This is a genomic window from Paraburkholderia acidisoli, from assembly GCF_009789675.1.
Lineage (GTDB): Bacteria > Pseudomonadota > Gammaproteobacteria > Burkholderiales > Burkholderiaceae > Paraburkholderia > Paraburkholderia acidisoli.
Window position 1 is genome coordinate 2,576,701 of the sequence record NZ_CP046913.1, and the last position, 16,255, is coordinate 2,592,955.

General features: G+C 66.2%; 13 protein-coding genes and 1 tRNA gene. 10 read left to right on the forward strand and 4 right to left on the reverse strand.

Annotation, left to right across the window (positions count from 1 at the left end):
* The first annotated feature begins 278 nt into the window (after positions 1-278).
* The 3 genes from FAZ98_RS11345 to FAZ98_RS11355 all read left to right on the forward strand — a co-directional run bounded on the left by FAZ98_RS11345 (position 279) and on the right by FAZ98_RS11355 (position 3,561).
* The gene (locus FAZ98_RS11345) at positions 279-1,937 is read left to right on the forward strand and encodes an MFS transporter (RefSeq protein WP_158951304.1); all 1,659 of its coding nucleotides are present in this window, start codon (positions 279-281) and stop codon (positions 1,935-1,937) included.
* Between the two features lie 120 nt (positions 1,938-2,057).
* Positions 2,058-2,134, forward strand: a tRNA-Met gene (locus FAZ98_RS11350).
* A 326-nt stretch (positions 2,135-2,460) separates the two neighbouring features.
* A complete protein-coding gene (locus tag FAZ98_RS11355; RefSeq protein ID WP_158951305.1) occupies positions 2,461-3,561 on the forward strand; it encodes a CAP domain-containing protein in 1,101 nt (366 codons plus the stop codon).
* A gap of 30 nt (positions 3,562-3,591) precedes the next feature.
* Here FAZ98_RS11355 and FAZ98_RS11360 read toward each other — a convergent pair whose 3' ends face one another.
* Complete coding sequence (locus tag FAZ98_RS11360) at positions 3,592-4,611, reverse strand: sensor domain-containing diguanylate cyclase (protein ID WP_158951306.1); 1,020 nt, start codon at positions 4,609-4,611, stop codon at positions 3,592-3,594.
* Between the two features lie 165 nt (positions 4,612-4,776).
* Positions 4,777-5,460, reverse strand: coding sequence for a FadR/GntR family transcriptional regulator (locus FAZ98_RS11365; RefSeq protein WP_158951307.1), 684 nt, complete (start codon positions 5,458-5,460; stop codon positions 4,777-4,779).
* A 190-nt stretch (positions 5,461-5,650) separates the two neighbouring features.
* On the opposite strand from FAZ98_RS11365, the gene dgoD reads away from it, so the two are divergent.
* The gene (dgoD, locus tag FAZ98_RS11370; RefSeq protein ID WP_158951308.1) at positions 5,651-6,799 is read left to right on the forward strand and encodes a galactonate dehydratase; all 1,149 of its coding nucleotides are present in this window, start codon (positions 5,651-5,653) and stop codon (positions 6,797-6,799) included.
* Between the two features lie 302 nt (positions 6,800-7,101).
* Entirely contained in the window at positions 7,102-7,401 is a 300-nt protein-coding gene (locus FAZ98_RS11375; RefSeq protein ID WP_158951309.1) for a hypothetical protein, read from the forward strand.
* 44 nt (positions 7,402-7,445) lie between these two features.
* On the opposite strand, the gene FAZ98_RS11380 is transcribed toward FAZ98_RS11375, so the two are convergent.
* Positions 7,446-8,372, reverse strand: coding sequence for a CopD family protein (locus FAZ98_RS11380; RefSeq protein ID WP_158951310.1), 927 nt, complete (start codon positions 8,370-8,372; stop codon positions 7,446-7,448).
* Between the two features lie 732 nt (positions 8,373-9,104).
* Here FAZ98_RS11380 and FAZ98_RS11385 point away from each other — a divergent pair.
* The 4 genes from FAZ98_RS11385 (at position 9,105) to FAZ98_RS11400 (ending at position 14,143) form a co-directional block, all read left to right on the forward strand.
* Positions 9,105-9,869 (forward strand): c-type cytochrome, encoded by a 765-nt coding sequence (locus tag FAZ98_RS11385; RefSeq protein WP_158951311.1) that lies wholly within the window; start codon positions 9,105-9,107, stop codon positions 9,867-9,869.
* Between the two features lie 22 nt (positions 9,870-9,891).
* A complete protein-coding gene (locus FAZ98_RS11390; protein ID WP_158951312.1) occupies positions 9,892-11,187 on the forward strand; it encodes a cytochrome c in 1,296 nt (431 codons plus the stop codon).
* Between the two features lie 401 nt (positions 11,188-11,588).
* Positions 11,589-12,209, forward strand: coding sequence for a PAQR family membrane homeostasis protein TrhA (trhA, locus tag FAZ98_RS11395; RefSeq protein WP_158951313.1), 621 nt, complete (start codon positions 11,589-11,591; stop codon positions 12,207-12,209).
* Between the two features lie 260 nt (positions 12,210-12,469).
* Complete coding sequence (locus tag FAZ98_RS11400; RefSeq protein WP_158951314.1) at positions 12,470-14,143, forward strand: DEAD/DEAH box helicase; 1,674 nt, start codon at positions 12,470-12,472, stop codon at positions 14,141-14,143.
* A gap of 112 nt (positions 14,144-14,255) precedes the next feature.
* On the opposite strand, the gene FAZ98_RS11405 is transcribed toward FAZ98_RS11400, so the two are convergent.
* Positions 14,256-15,089 (reverse strand): ferritin-like domain-containing protein, encoded by an 834-nt coding sequence (locus tag FAZ98_RS11405; RefSeq protein WP_325072339.1) that lies wholly within the window; start codon positions 15,087-15,089, stop codon positions 14,256-14,258.
* 778 nt (positions 15,090-15,867) lie between these two features.
* Here FAZ98_RS11405 and FAZ98_RS11410 point away from each other — a divergent pair.
* Complete coding sequence (locus FAZ98_RS11410) at positions 15,868-16,065, forward strand: hypothetical protein (protein WP_028211787.1); 198 nt, start codon at positions 15,868-15,870, stop codon at positions 16,063-16,065.
* The last annotated feature ends 190 nt before the right edge of the window (positions 16,066-16,255 follow it).

A 16,255-nucleotide genomic window follows, 5' to 3' on the forward strand; every position in this document is an offset into this window, starting at 1 on the left:
TCAGAAAAGACGGCATGGGACTTTCCCTTAGCGGCCGCTCACCCGCCCGGCCCCACGCACGACAAAAACCACATTTAGGCGACGATAGCCGAAACATAGCGACCATTTCGCCGATGTAATCATCACGATCCCGCGCTTCACATCGACGGAAGAAACCCACTTCCACGTCAGAAGCCCGTAAGTTTCCATTTCAATAATGCTTCGCAGGACCGCCCGGCACCGCCGCAGCAGCGGCGCGCCCGGCGCGGACCACACGCATATCAAATCTGGAGACAACTATGGCAACCGTTGGCGGACAAGTCTCGCACGCGCCGATGACCAGCGACGAGAAACGCGTGATCTTCGCGTCGTCGCTCGGCACGGTGTTCGAGTGGTACGACTTCTATCTGGCCGGCTCGCTCGCGGCCTTCATCAGCAAGAGCTTCTTCTCGGGCGTGAACCCCACGGCGGGCTTCATCTTCACGCTGCTCGGCTTCGCGGCGGGCTTCGCGGTACGGCCGTTCGGCGCGATCGTGTTCGGGCGGCTCGGCGACCTCGTCGGGCGCAAGCACACGTTCCTCGTGACCATCGTCATCATGGGTCTGTCGACGTTCGTGGTGGGCTTTTTGCCCGGCTACGCGTCGATCGGCATTGCCTCGCCGGTGATCTTCATCGTCATGCGCCTGCTGCAAGGTCTCGCGCTCGGCGGCGAATACGGCGGCGCCGCCACCTACGTGGCCGAACACGCCCCGGCGGGCCGCCGCGGGTTCTACACCGCGTGGATCCAGACGACCGCCACGCTCGGCCTGTTCCTCTCGCTGCTCGTGATCCTGGGCGTGCGCACCTTCGTGGGCGAAGACCAGTTCGGCGCGTGGGCCTGGCGCATTCCGTTCATCGCGTCGATCCTGCTGCTCGCGGTGTCCGTGTGGATTCGCCTGCAACTCGACGAGTCGCCGGCGTTCAAGCGCATCAAGGCCGAAGGCAAGATCTCGAAGGCGCCGCTCTCCGAAGCGTTCGGCCAGTGGAAGAACCTCAAGGTAGTGATTCTCGCGCTGCTCGGCCTGACGGCCGGCCAGGCCGTGGTCTGGTACACGGGCCAGTTCTACACGCTGTTCTTCCTCACGCAGACGCTCAAGGTCGACGGCGCGAGCGCCAATATCCTGATCGCGGTCGCGCTCCTGATCGGCACGCCGTTCTTCCTGTTCTGGGGCTCGCTCTCGGACAAGATCGGCCGCAAGCCCATCATCATGGCGGGCTGCCTGATCGCGGCGCTCGCCTACTTCCCGCTCTTCAAGGCGCTCACGCACTACGCCAACCCGGCGCTCGAAGCCGCCACGGCGCGCGCACCGATCGTCGTGATCGCGAACCCGGACGAATGCTCGTTCCAGTTCAATCCGGTGGGCACCTCGAAGTTCACGAGTTCGTGCGATATCGCCAAGAGCGCGCTCTCGAAGGCGGGCCTGAACTACGAGAACGTGGCGGCGCCGGCCGGCACGATGGCGCAGATCAAGGTGGGCGACGCGACCATCGACACCTATAACGGCAAGGCGCCGGGCGCGAAGGAAGCGGGCGCGGCGTTCGACAAGACGCTCGCGGGCACGCTGAAGAACGCGGGGTATCCGCTCAAGGCCGACCCGGCGCAAATCAACTGGCCGATGTCGATCGTGATCCTGACGATCCTCGTGATCTTCGTGACGATGGTGTACGGCCCGATCGCGGCGATGCTGGTGGAGATGTTCCCCACGCGCATCCGCTATACGTCGATGTCGCTGCCCTATCACATCGGCAACGGCTGGTTCGGCGGCTTCCTGCCCGCCACCGCGTTCGCGATCGTGGCGGCGCGCGGCGACATTTACTCGGGGCTCTGGTATCCAATCGTGATCGCGCTCTTCACCTTCGTGATCGGCATGCTGTTCGTGAAGGAAACGAAGGATTCGGATATCTACGCGCAGGATTGATGGCGCGGGCCGGAAAGCCTGTTCGACACCCGCGCTCCCGGGCGCGTCTCACGCCGATTTTAAAAAAGATTGACGAGGGTGTTGACAGGCGCACCGGGCGTAGGCATAATTTTCTTCTTCGGCGAATTAGCTCAGCCGGTTAGAGCGACGGAATCATAATCCGCAGGTCCGGGGTTCGAATCCCTGATTCGCCACCAGTTGCAAAAGAAAGCCGCTGTCCCACAAGGACAGCGGCTTTTTTCATTCCCGCCCGATTTTTTGCACCTTCATCTCGCGCTCGAACGGCCGATATCTGGAATAGCCAGAGCCAACGCCATGCGCAGGACCCTTCCCGTTTCGTCCATCGCTGCTGCGTCCGCCTAAGCGGATCTCGCGCGACAGCACGCCTGCCCGCCGTCCACGCCGCCCGTGTCTTCACGAGGCCGCAACACGCGCGCGCATTTCGGGAACCGCCGCCATGGCATCTGGCTCGCCCGGGCGTCGGCACTCAAGACCGCACCCGGTGATTCATTCGGGGAACAACGTGAAGAAGACCGCAGCCACACAACTTGCCGTTTCAACCTTGCTGATGAGCCTGCTCGCCGCTTGCGGCGGCGGTGGCGGTGGAGGTTCGAGCGGCAGCGCCAGCACCGGCAGTGGCGCCACGGCCGCTTCGAGCGGCACGCAGCAAGCCAGCACCAACACCGTCGTCGCGAACTCGGGCGCCACGCTCGTGGCCGCCGCCGCGACGTCGATCGCCGCCTACACGGCAACCGGCAATGTCGACACCGACAGCCTCGGTTATCTCAACGCGATCCGCCAGACCCTGGGTCTGCGCGTGCTCACGCAGAACGCCGCCGTAGCGCAGGCCGCGCTGAACCACGCCGACTACCTCGTCGCGAACCAGGCCTCGGGGCACAACGAAACGCCGGGGCTCACGGATTTCACGGGCGCCGATTCGCAAACCCGCATCGACGCGCTGCATCCGACCACCTTCAACGGCGAAGTGACGATCACGACGCAGACCGGCATTCAGCTGCCGAGCCTCTACGGCATCGAAACGCTGTTCGACGCGCCGTTCCACCGCATCGTCATGCTCTCGGATTTCGCGACGATCGGCGTGGGCTCCAACTCGGCGGCCGTCTCGAACAACACGGCGCTTTACAGCGCGCTCAACATCGATTTCGCCGATCCCGCGAACGCGCTCGCGAGCAACCAGTTCGTCGCCTATCCGTTCAGCGGGCAAACCGGCGCGCCGTATCAGTGGGTCGCCAACGAAAGCCCGAATCCGATGAACGACGCGCCCGCCTACATGGGCGCGACGGTCGGCTACCCGGTCACGCTGCAAGGCGGCGTGAACGACACGCTCGCGATCTCGACGTTCAAGATCAGTTCGAACGGCGTGAACGTGCCCTGCCTGGAGGTCGATCCGCAAACGGCGAGCATCGGCAGCGAACTGCACGGCGCGGCGCTGTGCACGCCGTATCAGGCGCTCTCGCCCAGCACGCAATACACGGCGACGGTCGCGGGCACCCGGAACGGCGCGGCGTTCAGCGTGAGCTGGAGCTGGACGACCGAAGCCGCCGCGTCGCAGAAGCAGGCGGTGGGCATGGGCGGTTTGATCGACAAGCTCACGGTGCAGTAACGCGCCCAGCGTTACCGTTGCGCCGCTCGCTCAGCGCGAGTGCTTGCGCTCGCGCTTCGTTTCGTACATCGAACGATCGGCGTAATCGATCAGCGAGGTCATTTCCGTGCCGTCTTCGGGCAGCACGGCCACGCCGATGCTCACGCCGAGGTCGATGCGCTGGCCTTCGAATTCGAACGGCTCGCCCACCTTTTCCATGAGGCGCAGGCTGTGCGCCTGCGCGTCCGCGCGGCGCGTGACGCCGGGCAGCAACAGCGCGAATTCGTCGCCGCCCACGCGCGCGGCCGTGTCCACACGGCGGCTGTTGCGCAACAGGCGCTCGGCCGTTTCGCGGATTGCGGCGTCGCCGGCACGATGGCCGTAGCGGTCGTTGATCGGCTTGAGGCCGTCCATGTCGAGATTGAGCACGCCCAGGCCGCCCGAGGAGCGCACCGCGAGATCGACCGACTGGCGCAGACGGTCGTAGAACAACGCGCGATTGGGCAAACCCGTGAGCGCGTCGTGCGTGGCACGCAGATACAGTTCGCTGGTTTCGTGTTGCGCGGCATGGAACATCGCGGCCGCGATCAGTTCGGACATCAGCGAAAGCAGGCGGATGTCTTCGTCCGAGAAACCGTTGACGTCGGGCTTCATCACCTTCAACACGCCGACGGTCGTCTCCAGATGCTTGAGCGGCGTGACCAGCATCGAGCGCAGGCCGGCGCGGCGGCACGCTTCGCGGTCCACGCGCGGATCCATTTCAGAGTCGTCGCAACGCAAGATCTCGCCCGTGTTCACGCACAGGCCCGAGAGGCTCGTGGCGCGCGCGAGACGCAGCCCGAGCAGCGAAGCGACATTACCCGACGCCGCGCGATACACCATGTCGGCGCCTTCCGCGAGTTCGACCACGGCGCCGGTCGCGCCCGTGAGTTGTTCCGCGCGTTCGGCGACGTACGCCATCACGCCGCCGAGATCGAGCCCGAGCTTCGCGATTTCCGATTGCGCCTTGATGATTTCGAGCAGCGTGGCGTTGTTGAGCTGCGTGTTCTGCGAAAGTGCTTCGTGGTTCATCGAATCGACCGTTGCGTGGCTAGCCTGAGGGCGCTCGATAACCCGCGCCGCTTTAGCCAGGAAGCATAACAAACCTCGTTGCCATGCTTCATGTCGCGCAACGCATGCACGCGCGCACGCGCATCAGCGTGCGCGCATCAACCCTCGCGCTTCACCGTTTGCGCCTCACCCTTCGATACGCTCGCGCGTCACGCGCAGCAACGCCGCCATCGCCTCGCGCGCGCGGCTCGCGTCGCGTCGCGCGATCGCGTCGAACACCGCCGTGTGATCGGGCAGCGCCGCATTGAACACGTCGGCGCGCTTCGCGTTCACGCGCAACTGGCCTTCGAGCGTGCGCTCGATGAGCGTGCCGAGCGGCACGAGCAATTCGTTGCGGCACGCCGCCAGCACCGCGAGATGGAAGCGCAGGTCGGCGCGCACCCACTCGTCCACGTTGCGCGCCTCGGCCATCGCCGTGTGCGCGCCCGCGAGCGTGGCCAGCGCGGCGGCGTCGTGCGCGCTCGCCGCGAGTCCCGCCGCGAACGGCTCGATCATCTCGCGCATGTCCTGGAGCTTGAGCGCGAACGCGAGCGGCGGCGCGACGCGCGCGTACCAGTCGAGCACGTCGGCATCGAGCAGATTCCACGCGTCGCGCGCGCGCACCCGCGTGCCCACGCGCGGCCGCGATTCCACGAGCCCTTTCGAGGTGAGCGTGCGCAGCGCCTCGCGCAGCACGGTGCGGCTCACGTCGAATGCAGCCATCAAGTCGGCCTCGCGCGGAAGCACCGTGGCCGGCGCGTAGTCGCCGCGCAGAATCGCGCTGCCGAGTTCGAAGGCCACCGTGCCGTGCAGATCGCGCTGAATGCTCATCGTCCGAAGGTCTTTGCGTAGGGATTGAGGTACGAGGAATGCGGAAAGCCGCCCAGATACTGGGAAAGCACGCTAAATAATACTATTAATAGCACTTAAGCGCCAATTTTGCAGTAGCATGTGCGCTGCTGACGGGCCGCCCTCCTCGCTTTCCATCCGCTTGCGCGCCCGCGTTTCACGGAGACATCGCATGAAAATCACCAAGATCGAAACCTTCATCGTTCCGCCGCGCTGGTGTTTCGTGAAGATCGAAACGGACGAAGGCATCGTGGGTTGGGGCGAGCCGGTCGTGGAAGGCCGCGCACACACGGTGGCCACCGCCGTCGACGAACTGTCCGACTACCTGATCGGCAAGAATCCGCTGCTGATCGAAGACCACTGGCAGGTGATGTACCGCGCGGGCTTCTACCGCGGCGGCCCGATCACCATGAGCGCGATCGCGGGCGTGGATCAGGCGCTCTGGGACATCCTCGGCAAGCATCACGGCGTGCCGGTGCATGCGCTGCTCGGCGGCCAGGTGCGCGACAAGATCAAGGTGTACTCGTGGATCGGCGGCGACCGTCCGAGCGACGTCGCGAACAATGCGCGCGCCGTGGTCGAGCGCGGCTTCAAGGCCGTCAAGATGAACGGCTCGGAAGAGCTGCAGATCATCGACACCTGGGACAAGGTGCAGGGCGTGATCGACAACGTCGCGGCCGTGCGCGAGGCCGTGGGCCCGAACGTGGGTATCGGCGTGGACTTCCACGGCCGCGTGCACAAGCCGATGGCCAAGGTGCTCGCGAAGGAGCTCGATCCGTACAAGCTGATGTTCATCGAGGAGCCGGTGCTCTCGGAGAACGTCGAGGCGCTGCGCGACATCGTCAACCAGACCAGCACGCCGATCGCGCTCGGCGAGCGCCTGTATTCGCGCTGGGATTTCAAGCACATCCTCGCGGGCGGTTACGTCGACATCATCCAGCCCGACGCGTCGCATGCGGGCGGTATCACCGAATGCCGCAAGATCGCGGCGATGGCCGAAGCCTACGACGTCGCGCTCGCGCTGCACTGCCCGCTCGGACCAATCGCGCTGGCCACCTGCCTGCAGATCGACGCGGTGAGCTACAACGCGTTCATCCAGGAACAGAGCCTCGGCATTCACTACAACCAGGGCAACGACCTGCTCGACTACATCAAGAACGCGGAAGTCTTCAAATACGAAGACGGTTTCGTGTCGATTCCGCAGGGCCCGGGCCTGGGCATCGAAGTGAACGAGGAGAAGGTGCGCGAGATGGCGAAGGTCGGTCATCGCTGGCGCAACCCGGTGTGGCGTCACGAGGACGGCAGCGTCGCCGAGTGGTAAGCGCGGTGAGCGTGGTGATGCACGCGTGAAACGCACAGCGTGCGGCCGCGGGCGTAACGTGACGCCCGTTCGGCCGCGCGTTTCAGCGGCGTAACGTTTCCGGCCGCTTTCGCGCGCGCCTTCGCGCGCCGCCCGAACACCGCGTTCGGGCTTTGTCGGAATCGCACATAAAAAATCGTTCCGGAACCGCGAGTTATCGGCGCGCGATCGCGCGGACGCGCCAAACGGCGCGTCCTGGCGCGCACTGGCCTGCAAATTGCAGAGTCTCCTGCACTCAAACAACGAGAACCGCAGGGGACCCCATGGGCGCATCGCTTCCCGATTACCTGATCCGCGAACAGGCCGCCGTGGGCGCGCTCGTCGTATTCGGCGTGCTACGCGTGATCGCGGCCGCCGTCGCGCTGACGAAAGGCTGGCGTATCGGCCTCATCGAGCAGGCGGGAATCGGCCTCGCGGTGCTGTGGTGCGCGCCGCAACTGATCGAGCTGATCGTCGCGCCCGGCTCGATCGCGGCGCTCGCCGAACTCGAAGGCAAGGCCGTGGGTTGCACGATCGCCCTGTTCTTCTCGCCGATTCTCAGCCACCGGCTCGGCTTCGAATAACGCGTGTTATCGCACGCGACGCGCGCCGCCGAAGCGGCGATGTTTCAGCCTTGCATCACATAGCCGGGCACGCTGTGCGCCAGCGCCGCGGCGATCACGAGCACGCCGATCATCACGATCGCCTCCAGATGGATCACGTTGACGAAGCGGCGCGCCGCCGCCGTCGACGCCGCGCGCCGCAATTCGGGCATCGCCACCACGCGGTTGAAGCCGCCGAGCAGCAGCGCGAACACCACCAGCGCGAGCTTGAGCAGGAGCACGCGGCCCCACGTGCTGCCGACGATCGCGTCGAGCGAGCCGCCGCTGCCGCGCACCGCGTTGAACACCCCCGTGGCGATCACGAAACCCACCGCGAACACGGCGACGTTCGAGACCTGGCTCGCCGTGCGGATCAGCACGCCGCGCGCCGTGGACGCGCCGAGCGCCGGCAGCACCGCCAGCCCGCCCGCCATGACGATGCCGCTCCACGCGCTCGCGCTCAGCACGTGCAGCGTGTGCAAGCCGAGCGCGGCCGAGGCGAAGCCCGCGTCGGCGGCATGACCGAGGCCCGCGCGCCCCGCCGCGATGGCGACGAGCGCGAGCCACAGCACACCGTCGCGCGCCACGCTCTGCGCGGCGAACGCGCAACCGAGCAGCACCAGTGCGCCCACGAACGCCACGGCCCACGCATGGCCCACGTGGGTTTGCGACAGCACGGTGCCGAGCACGCCGAACGCGCCAGGCAAGGACGAGCCGCTCATCGCGGCGCCTTCGTACAGCAGCCACATCACCAGCGCGGCGACCAGCACGAACGACGCCGCGCGCAGCGAGCGTTGCGCGCGCAGCCACGCGAGCCGCGCGGGCGCGACGGCCGTGCGGCCGTCCTTGTCGAGCCACGCGCTGTAGAAGGCGGAGCCGAGCGCGAACGCATAGGCCACGTTGACGAGCGCCGCCATGGCGACCTGTCCGATCCAGAGCCAGTCAGCTTTCATCGGCGGGCGCCCTCGCGAGCGTCGAAATCGTGACGGGACGGCGCACAACGGGCAGGCAACGGCGGCGGGAACAGAGCAATGGGAGTCATCGAAACGAGTGGCAAGGAAACAACATGAAACGGATTACGGAGTGCGCGAGCGGGCGCGGACACGAGCATGAGCGACGACGGCGAACACGGGGTGAAACGGGCGACACACACCTTGCTGACGAAGTGCAACCGGCCAGCGCGGCCGGCCAGGCGCGGCCGGCGAGGCGCGACCGGCGAGGCGCGACCGGCGAGGCGCGACCGGCCAGGCGATGCGGCAAAGTGCATGCTTCGATAGACGCCGCGCGGATCGGTTCCATCCGGGCCACGCGGCGCGCGGGCCACCGCGCGAACCCGCCGCGCCAATTCCATGCGCGCGCATCGATCCACCGAAACTTCGTCGGAGCGCGCGGTGAAAAACGTGCGATGCGCCCGGCATCAGCCACGCGCGACTGCGGGACAACCCCGTGTCACCGATCGGCGAACAGGTGCAGAATCATAACCGGCGACGCCGCGACCGAGAGACACGCGGCACGCCAGCTTCGGCGGTCGGTTCGTCATCGGCGCGGCGCATGCGGCAAATGGTCGCACTCCAAACCCCGATGCTAGAATCGGCTCCGTTGCCGCAGCGCGCCCGGTCTTCTGCTTTCATCGCGCGCAGCCTGGGAGCCGGGCCGTTCGAAGCCTGGTCAGGTCTACGATAAAGATGGAGTCACGCGTGTCCCCAAGACGTATCTTCCGGCCGCTCATTCCGCTCGTCGCGCCTCTGGCAGCCGCACTTTTGCTCGGCACGACCGGTGCTTTCAACGCGGCGCTCGCCCAGACCCAGAATCCGCCGCAGCCCAAAGCCCCCGACACGATCGATTCGCGCGTGCAGGGCTGTACCGCGTGCCACGGCACGCACGGCCAGGGCACCGACAACGACTATTTCCCGCGTCTCGCCGGCAAACCGGCCGAGTACCTGTACAACCAGCTGATGAATTTCCGCGAGGGTCGCCGCAAGTACCCTCCGATGAATTACCTGGTCACCTATCTCTCCGACGATTACCTGCACGAGATCGCCACGTTCTTCTCGCAGCAGCGGCCGCCCTATCCGCCGCCCGCGCAGACGTCCGTTGGCAGCGCCACGCTCGCGCGCGGCCAGAACATCGTGCTGCACGGCGATCCGGCCAGGCAGATTCCCGCCTGCGCGGCCTGCCACGGCGCGTCGCTCACGGGCATGGAGCCCGCCATTCCGGGTCTGGTCGGCCTGCATTCCGACTACATCAGCGCGCAGATCGGCGCCTGGCGTTCGGGCTCGCGTCATGCGAAAGCGCCCGACTGCATGCACGAAATCGCCACGCGCCTCACCGACGAGGACGTGAACGCGGTCGCGGCCTGGCTCGCGTCGCAGCGCGCGCCGCAGAATCCCGTGCCGGCACCGGCTGGCTCGTTGAAGACGCCGCTCGCCTGCGGCAGCGAACCGCAATAAGGCGCCGGGGGAGACAGCCAATATGAACCGCAAGTCCCTGTTCGCACTTTCCGCCGTCGTCGTGGCCGCCGCCGCGGCGCTCGTGCCGGTGCTCTGGTCCGGCACCGGCTATCTGCACACGGGCGCGGCCGTTGCCGCCACGCCCGCCGACCAGGCCGACCTCATCAAGAAGGGCGAATACCTCGCCCGCGCCGGCGACTGCATCGCCTGCCACACGGTGCGCGGCGGCAAGCAGTTCGGCGGCGGCCTGCCCATGGCCACGCCGTTCGGCACGCTCTACACGCCCAACATCACGCCCGACGACCAGTACGGCATCGGCAAATGGAGCGCCGACGACTTCTATCGCGCCATGCACACGGGCCGCTCGAAAGACGGCAGTCTGCTGTATCCGGCCTTCCCGTTCGCGAGCTACACGAAAGTGTCGCGCGCCGACTCGGACGCGATCTACGCGTATCTGCGCTCGGTGCCGCCCTCGAACGTGCCGAGCCGGCCGCACGAGCTGCGCTTCCCGTTCAACAACCGCAATCTGCTGATCGGCTGGCGCACGCTGTTCTTCCGCGAAGGCGAGTACAAGCCCGATCCGACCAAATCGGTCGAATGGAACCGCGGCGCGTATCTGGTCGAAGGCCTCGGCCACTGCGGCATGTGCCATACGTCGATCAACGCGGTGGGCGGCCCGGTCAACTCGGCGGCGTTCGCGGGCGGGCTGATTCCGCTGCAGAACTGGTACGCGCCCTCGCTCACCGGCAGCGAAGGCGGTCTCGGCGACTGGGAAACGAAGGACATCGCGAGCCTGCTCAAGACCGGCGTCTCGCAGCGCGGCGCGGTATTCGGTCCGATGGCCGACGTGATCCACAACAGTCTGCAATATCTCTCGGACGACGACATCCATTCGATGGCGACGTATCTGAAGACCATTCCGCAGAAGAAGGAAGCGCCCGAAACGATGCAGATGGAGACTTCGGAGGCGTTTGGCAGCGCGCTGCTGCAGCAGGGCGGCAAGATCTATCACGACCAGTGCGCGAAATGTCACGCGGAAAACGGGCTCGGCATGCCGCCGAACTTCCCGCCGCTCGCGAACAACCAGTCGATCCAGATGCATTCGGCCGTGAACCCGATCCGCATGGTGCTCAACGGCGGCTATCCGCCGAGCACGGGCGGCAACCCGCGTCCGTACGGCATGCCGCCGTTCGCGCAGGCCCTGTCGAACCAGGAAGTCGCGGCCGTGGTCACGTTCATCCGCATGTCCTGGGGCAACAAGGGCACGCCGGTTTCCCCGCAACAGGTGGCGGATCTGCGCTCCGCGCCGCTCGACTGAGGGGCCGATTGAGGGGCGATTGAGGGGGCGACCAGGCGCTTGAGGCTCGCCCGGCCGCACCGCGGCACACCAAGGCGCCGTGCGGCACGGCGCCCTTGCCGCGGTAACGGGTAGCGCGTAGCTGCTATAGTGGCGTTTGCCTGACGAGGGCGCAGTCTGTGAAAAGCGGGCTGCGCCCTTCGCTATTTGGCGAACCGGAGCGCGTGTTGACCGCGCCCGGCCGCGAGTGGCGCGTAGTCGGGACAGGTTTGCAGCGCGTGGGCCGCACGGTGGGACAGGCCGCGAGCGTCGTTCGAATGCAGTTGCAAGGCAAGGCGCGCCGGCCGGCGGGGTATCGGTGCCGGTGGTAGCGGCGGTTTCGGCGGCGCGCGCTGCGGGGCAAGAAGAACAAGGAGTGTCGTATGCACGCCGGTGAGCGTCTGAACAGCATTACTCACCTCGTGGGCGCAATGTTGTCGATCGCGGGACTCGTCTCGCTCGTGACGCTCGCCGCGTTCGACCACGACGCGTACAAGGTCGTGAGCTTCGCGGTCTACGGCGCGATGCTCTGCGCGCTCTACACGATCTCGACGCTCTATCACGGCGTGCGCGGTCCGCGTCTGAAGGCCGTCCTGCAGAAGTGCGACCACGCCGCGATCTATCTGCTGATCGCGGGCAGCTATACTCCGTTCACGCTCGTGACGCTGCGCGGCCCGTGGGGCTGGTCGCTGTTCGGCGTGAGCTGGGGGCTCGCCGTGCTCGGTATCGTGCAGGAACTCACGCTCGGCAGGCGCACCCGGATTGTGTCGATGGTGCTCTACGTGGTGATGGGCTGGCTCGCGGTGGTGGCGGTTCGCCCGCTCGTCGAGGCGCTGCCGGCGGCCGGCACCGCGTGGCTGCTGGCCGGCGGCATCATCTACAGCGTCGGCATTTATTTTTTCGTCAACGACGAACGCATCCGGCACGGACATGGAATCTGGCATCTGTTCGTGCTCGCCGGCAGCGTTTGTCAGTTCGTAAGCGTCGCGCGCTACGTCGCGTAACGCCTCCATGCGAAGCCATCGCGCAGCCGCCTCAGTGTCCGCGGCCGGGCGATGCAACTTAACGCCAGCCGACAGGTCTTGAAAGACTCGTCCGGTCATGAAATCCGCGGCGCGCACACTGGCGCGTCGTCCGAAAAACGCGAAGGGCGGCTGACGGCCGGGCGCATGTCGTCTGGCAAGACCGCCCCGCCGCTCGACGTCGCAGCGCGCCCGATGGCCGCGATACGACGCCAGCGCTACTGCAATACAAACAGGTCTTTATGTCTTTCGATTCTCTCGGCTTGTCCGAACCGCTGGTCCGTGCTGTCAATGAACTCGGTTACACCACGCCCACGCCCATCCAGGCGCAGGCGATTCCCGCGGTGCTCGGCGGCGGCGACCTGCTCGCCGGCGCGCAGACCGGCACGGGCAAGACCGCCGGTTTCACGCTGCCGATCCTCCAGCGCCTGACCGACATGCCGGCGCCCGCGGGTGCCAAACGCATCGTGCGCGCGCTGATCCTCACGCCCACGCGCGAACTCGCCGCCCAGGTCGAGGAAAGCGTGCGCGCCTACGGCAAGTACCTGAAGCTCAAGTCCACGGTGATGTTCGGCGGTGTCGGCATCAATCCGCAGATCGACGCGCTGCGCCGTGGCGTGGATATCGTCGTGGCCACGCCGGGCCGCCTGCTCGACCACATGCAGCAGAAGACCATCGACCTCTCGCAGCTCGAGATTCTCGTGCTCGACGAAGCCGACCGCATGCTCGACATGGGCTTCATCCACGACATCAAGCGCGTGCTCGCGAAGCTGCCGCCCAAGCGCCAGAACCTGCTTTTCTCGGCCACCTTCGCCGACGAAATCAAGGCGCTCGCCGACAGCCTGCTCGACTCGCCCGCGCTGATCGAGGTCGCGCGCCGCAACACCACGGCCGAAACGGTCGCGCAGAAGATCTATCCCGTCGACCGCGACCGCAAGCGCGACCTGCTCACGCACCTGATCCGCCAGCACAACTGGTTCCAGGTGCTCGTGTTCACGCGCACCAAGCACGGCGCGAACCGTCTCGCCGAGCAACTGACGAAGGACGGCATCAGCGCGCTCGCGATTCACGGCAACAAGAGCCAGTCGGCCCGCACGCGCGCGCTCGCCGAGTTCAAGGACGCCACGCTGCAGGTACTGGTCGCCACCGACATCGCCGCGCGCGGCATCGACATCGACCAGTTGCCGCACGTGGTGAACTACGACCTGCCGAACGTGCCGGAAGACTACGTGCACCGCATCGGCCGCACGGGCCGCGCGGGCGCGACAGGCGAAGCGGTGTCGCTGGTTTGCGTCGACGAACACCAGCTGCTCAAGGACATCGAAAAGCTCATCAAGCGCGCGGTGCCGCAGGAAGTCGTGCCGGGCTTCGAGCCGGACCCGAACGCCAAGCCCGAGCCGATCCAGCGCCGCAGCCAGCCGCAAGGCCGTGCGCCGCGCCAGGGTCAGCAGCCGCAAGGCCAGCGGCAGAGCCGCGAGGCCTCGCAGGGCGGCAAGCCCAGCGGCGCGGGCGGCGGTCGTCCGGCGCAATCGCGCGGTGAATCGCGTGATGCGCGCGAACAACGCGAGCCGCGCGAGGCGCGTGAAGCGCGCGGCGGCAACCAGGGTGCGCGCGGCGGTCGCCAGAACGGCCAGACCGCCAATGCGTCAAACGGCGGGAACGGTGCGAACCACGGTCAGCGCCAGGGCAAGCCGGCCAACGGCGGGCGTCCCGCGCAGCCGCAGAACGCCGCGAATCACGGTACGCAAGGCGCGCGCGGCGAACATACGCGTCGCGAAAGCCAGCGCGGTGTGTCGCACGAAAGCGCGCTCGGCCGCCCTCAGCAACGCAAGCCGCAATCGAATCCGGGCGCCCTGCTCGGCGGCCGCCCCGCCGGCAGCTCGCGCCGCGACGGCAACGGTCAGCGCGATCGCTAAGCGCGCCAGGCCGCTCGCGTAGCGCGCAAACGCGGCCTCGCAACGAAAAAAAGCCCGCTGGATTCAGCGGGCTTTTTTTATTTGAGGCCGGTTGGTACCAGCCTGGCGCAGATCAGCGGAAGAACACGTGCTGCGTGATTTTCGCGAGCGGGTAATGAACGCCCGGCTGGATCTTCGCGGGAATGTCGAGCGGCTTGAGCAGCATCTTCACGCACATGTCGGCGGACAGATTGCGGCGCACGAGCTTGTTCACGCGCGCCGTGAGCTCGCGGTTATACGCGGCGTCGCGCACGCGCTCGGGATAACGCACCGCGAACACGTGCCGCAACGCGATCTCCGAATCCTCGTTCTTGATTTCCATCACGCGGCGCAACAGCGCGCCGAGCACGGCGAACCGGCCGTGCCCTTCCATCTGGTTGTACTTCTTGAAGTAGCGGAAAAAGTGCTTGTAATGGCGCACTTCGTCGCTGCGGATATTGGCCGTGATTTCCTTCAGCACGGGCTCGTTCGCGCATTCGCCGATCGCGCGATAGAGCGTGGCCGTGCCGGTTTCCACCACGCAGCGCGCGACCATTTCGAGCGCGCGGGTTTTTTCGAATTCCTCGAACGAGCAGGTTTTCGAGTATTCGTCGATGAAATTCTGGAACGCGAGATCCCAGTCGAACTCGGGCCACACGTACTGGATGTAGGTCTTCAGCGCGCGGCCGTGCTGAAGCTCCTCGATTTCCCATTCGGTGTTGAGCCATTCCGAGACTTCCGGGTCGCCGTTGAAGAAAGCGCTCAGGTTGCTCGTGTAGATGTCCGAGCCGCTCTCGATGAATGACGAGGCGCACAGCAGCAGCATGAGGTCTTCGTTGGCGCGGGCATGCTGACGGTCGATGCGGGTGAGATCGATGTCTTCGATGCGCCAGGGCATTACGTGGCGAGGCTCAATGTCGTTACGCATGGTTCGTACTCCCAAAGCGGTATCTGGTGCCCACGTCGCGCGGAGCGGACTTTCTAGCCCGCGTCGCACGGGTCACGCGCACACGCTTTCACGTTGGTGAAAGGTACCAGCCATCCGATTCAATCTTAGCGGTAGTTTCGCGTAGCTGCAGTCATGGAGCACAGACCGATCCCGGTCCTCGCAGTTCCGGAAACTGAGGCCTTCCTCGGTCTAAATCATGCAACGAAATATTATCTGACGACGATCTGGAAGGCGGCCGACAGGTAACCGCAAGCGAATGTCGCGGCGACCTGAGCCGGCGGTAACGCCGAACACGGTTCGGTATCGGCCGAAATCGAGCTCAATCACGCCGAAGCCGAATCGCGGGGAATGAATCGCGCGTTTTCGCGCGCGGCACACATCGGCGCACGTCGGCGCGATCCAGCACGCATTGCGGCGGCGCGGCAGAAACTTCAAGTCGTTTCGCGATGTCGGCCGGTCGGCTCAACCGCTTTCCGCGAGCGCGAATGTCAAAGGGAATATTTTCGGCATGTGGTTTGTACAACGCAGCGGCGTTGACTACACTCCAGTTCCCCGTAGCCGATCGCCGGTGGGATGCCGTTTTGCCGGGTTTGGGCCGCGTACGTCTACGTGCCGCGGACCGCCTGGAACGGTGGACCGCCCGCCTGCCGGTCGATACGGCGCAGGCTTTCGCTCATACCTAACGCATATCTGTCGCTGCGCTGCCGCATCCTCCGGCGGCTCAGGCGACCTCTGATGCGGCAACACGGAGAGAACGATGCTGAGTCCGCATGAATTCGCCACCCTGCTACTCGTCAAGGACGCCCCGAACCAGCTCGATATGGAACGGGAAGAACTCGACGCCCTGCTCGAGCGGCAGCTCGTCCAGCTGGAACGCCTCGCCTCGGGCCTCCAGCAATGGCGACTCACCGAAATCGGCGACTCCGCGTTACGCGCCATCAAACGGTGCTCGTGAACCCGAGCGCCGCCAGCCGCGCCGCTCGCGCGCGGCACGTTCAGGCGCTGCCCGACTCTGAACTTTCGCGGACGTAAGGACGTCCGCCCACTCGCCCGGCGAAAGCGCCGCGAGGACCGCTTCGCGGCTTTCGCGCTCGGGCATGTCCAACGGGCATGTCTGCCACGGGCACCTCCCCGATGCAGGCGCA

Excerpts from the sequence above, each read along its gene's own strand:
- FAZ98_RS11405 (WP_325072339.1), bottom strand. The coding sequence starts at position 15,089 with ATGCGTAACGACATTGAGCCTCGCCACGTAATGCCCTGGCGCATCGAA.
- trhA (WP_158951313.1), top strand. The coding sequence starts at position 11,589 with ATGCACGCCGGTGAGCGTCTGAACAGCATTACTCACCTCGTGGGCGCA.
- FAZ98_RS11410 (WP_028211787.1), top strand. The coding sequence starts at position 15,868 with ATGCTGAGTCCGCATGAATTCGCCACCCTGCTACTCGTCAAGGACGCC.
- FAZ98_RS11400 (WP_158951314.1), top strand. The coding sequence starts at position 12,470 with ATGTCTTTCGATTCTCTCGGCTTGTCCGAACCGCTGGTCCGTGCTGTC.
- FAZ98_RS11365 (WP_158951307.1), bottom strand. The coding sequence starts at position 5,460 with ATGAGCATTCAGCGCGATCTGCACGGCACGGTGGCCTTCGAACTCGGC.
- FAZ98_RS11375 (WP_158951309.1), top strand. The coding sequence starts at position 7,102 with ATGGGCGCATCGCTTCCCGATTACCTGATCCGCGAACAGGCCGCCGTG.
- FAZ98_RS11345 (WP_158951304.1), top strand. The coding sequence starts at position 279 with ATGGCAACCGTTGGCGGACAAGTCTCGCACGCGCCGATGACCAGCGAC.
- FAZ98_RS11380 (WP_158951310.1), bottom strand. The coding sequence starts at position 8,372 with ATGAAAGCTGACTGGCTCTGGATCGGACAGGTCGCCATGGCGGCGCTC.
- FAZ98_RS11360 (WP_158951306.1), bottom strand. The coding sequence starts at position 4,611 with ATGAACCACGAAGCACTTTCGCAGAACACGCAGCTCAACAACGCCACG.
- FAZ98_RS11385 (WP_158951311.1), top strand. The coding sequence starts at position 9,105 with ATGGAGTCACGCGTGTCCCCAAGACGTATCTTCCGGCCGCTCATTCCG.
- dgoD (WP_158951308.1), top strand. The coding sequence starts at position 5,651 with ATGAAAATCACCAAGATCGAAACCTTCATCGTTCCGCCGCGCTGGTGT.
- FAZ98_RS11390 (WP_158951312.1), top strand. The coding sequence starts at position 9,892 with ATGAACCGCAAGTCCCTGTTCGCACTTTCCGCCGTCGTCGTGGCCGCC.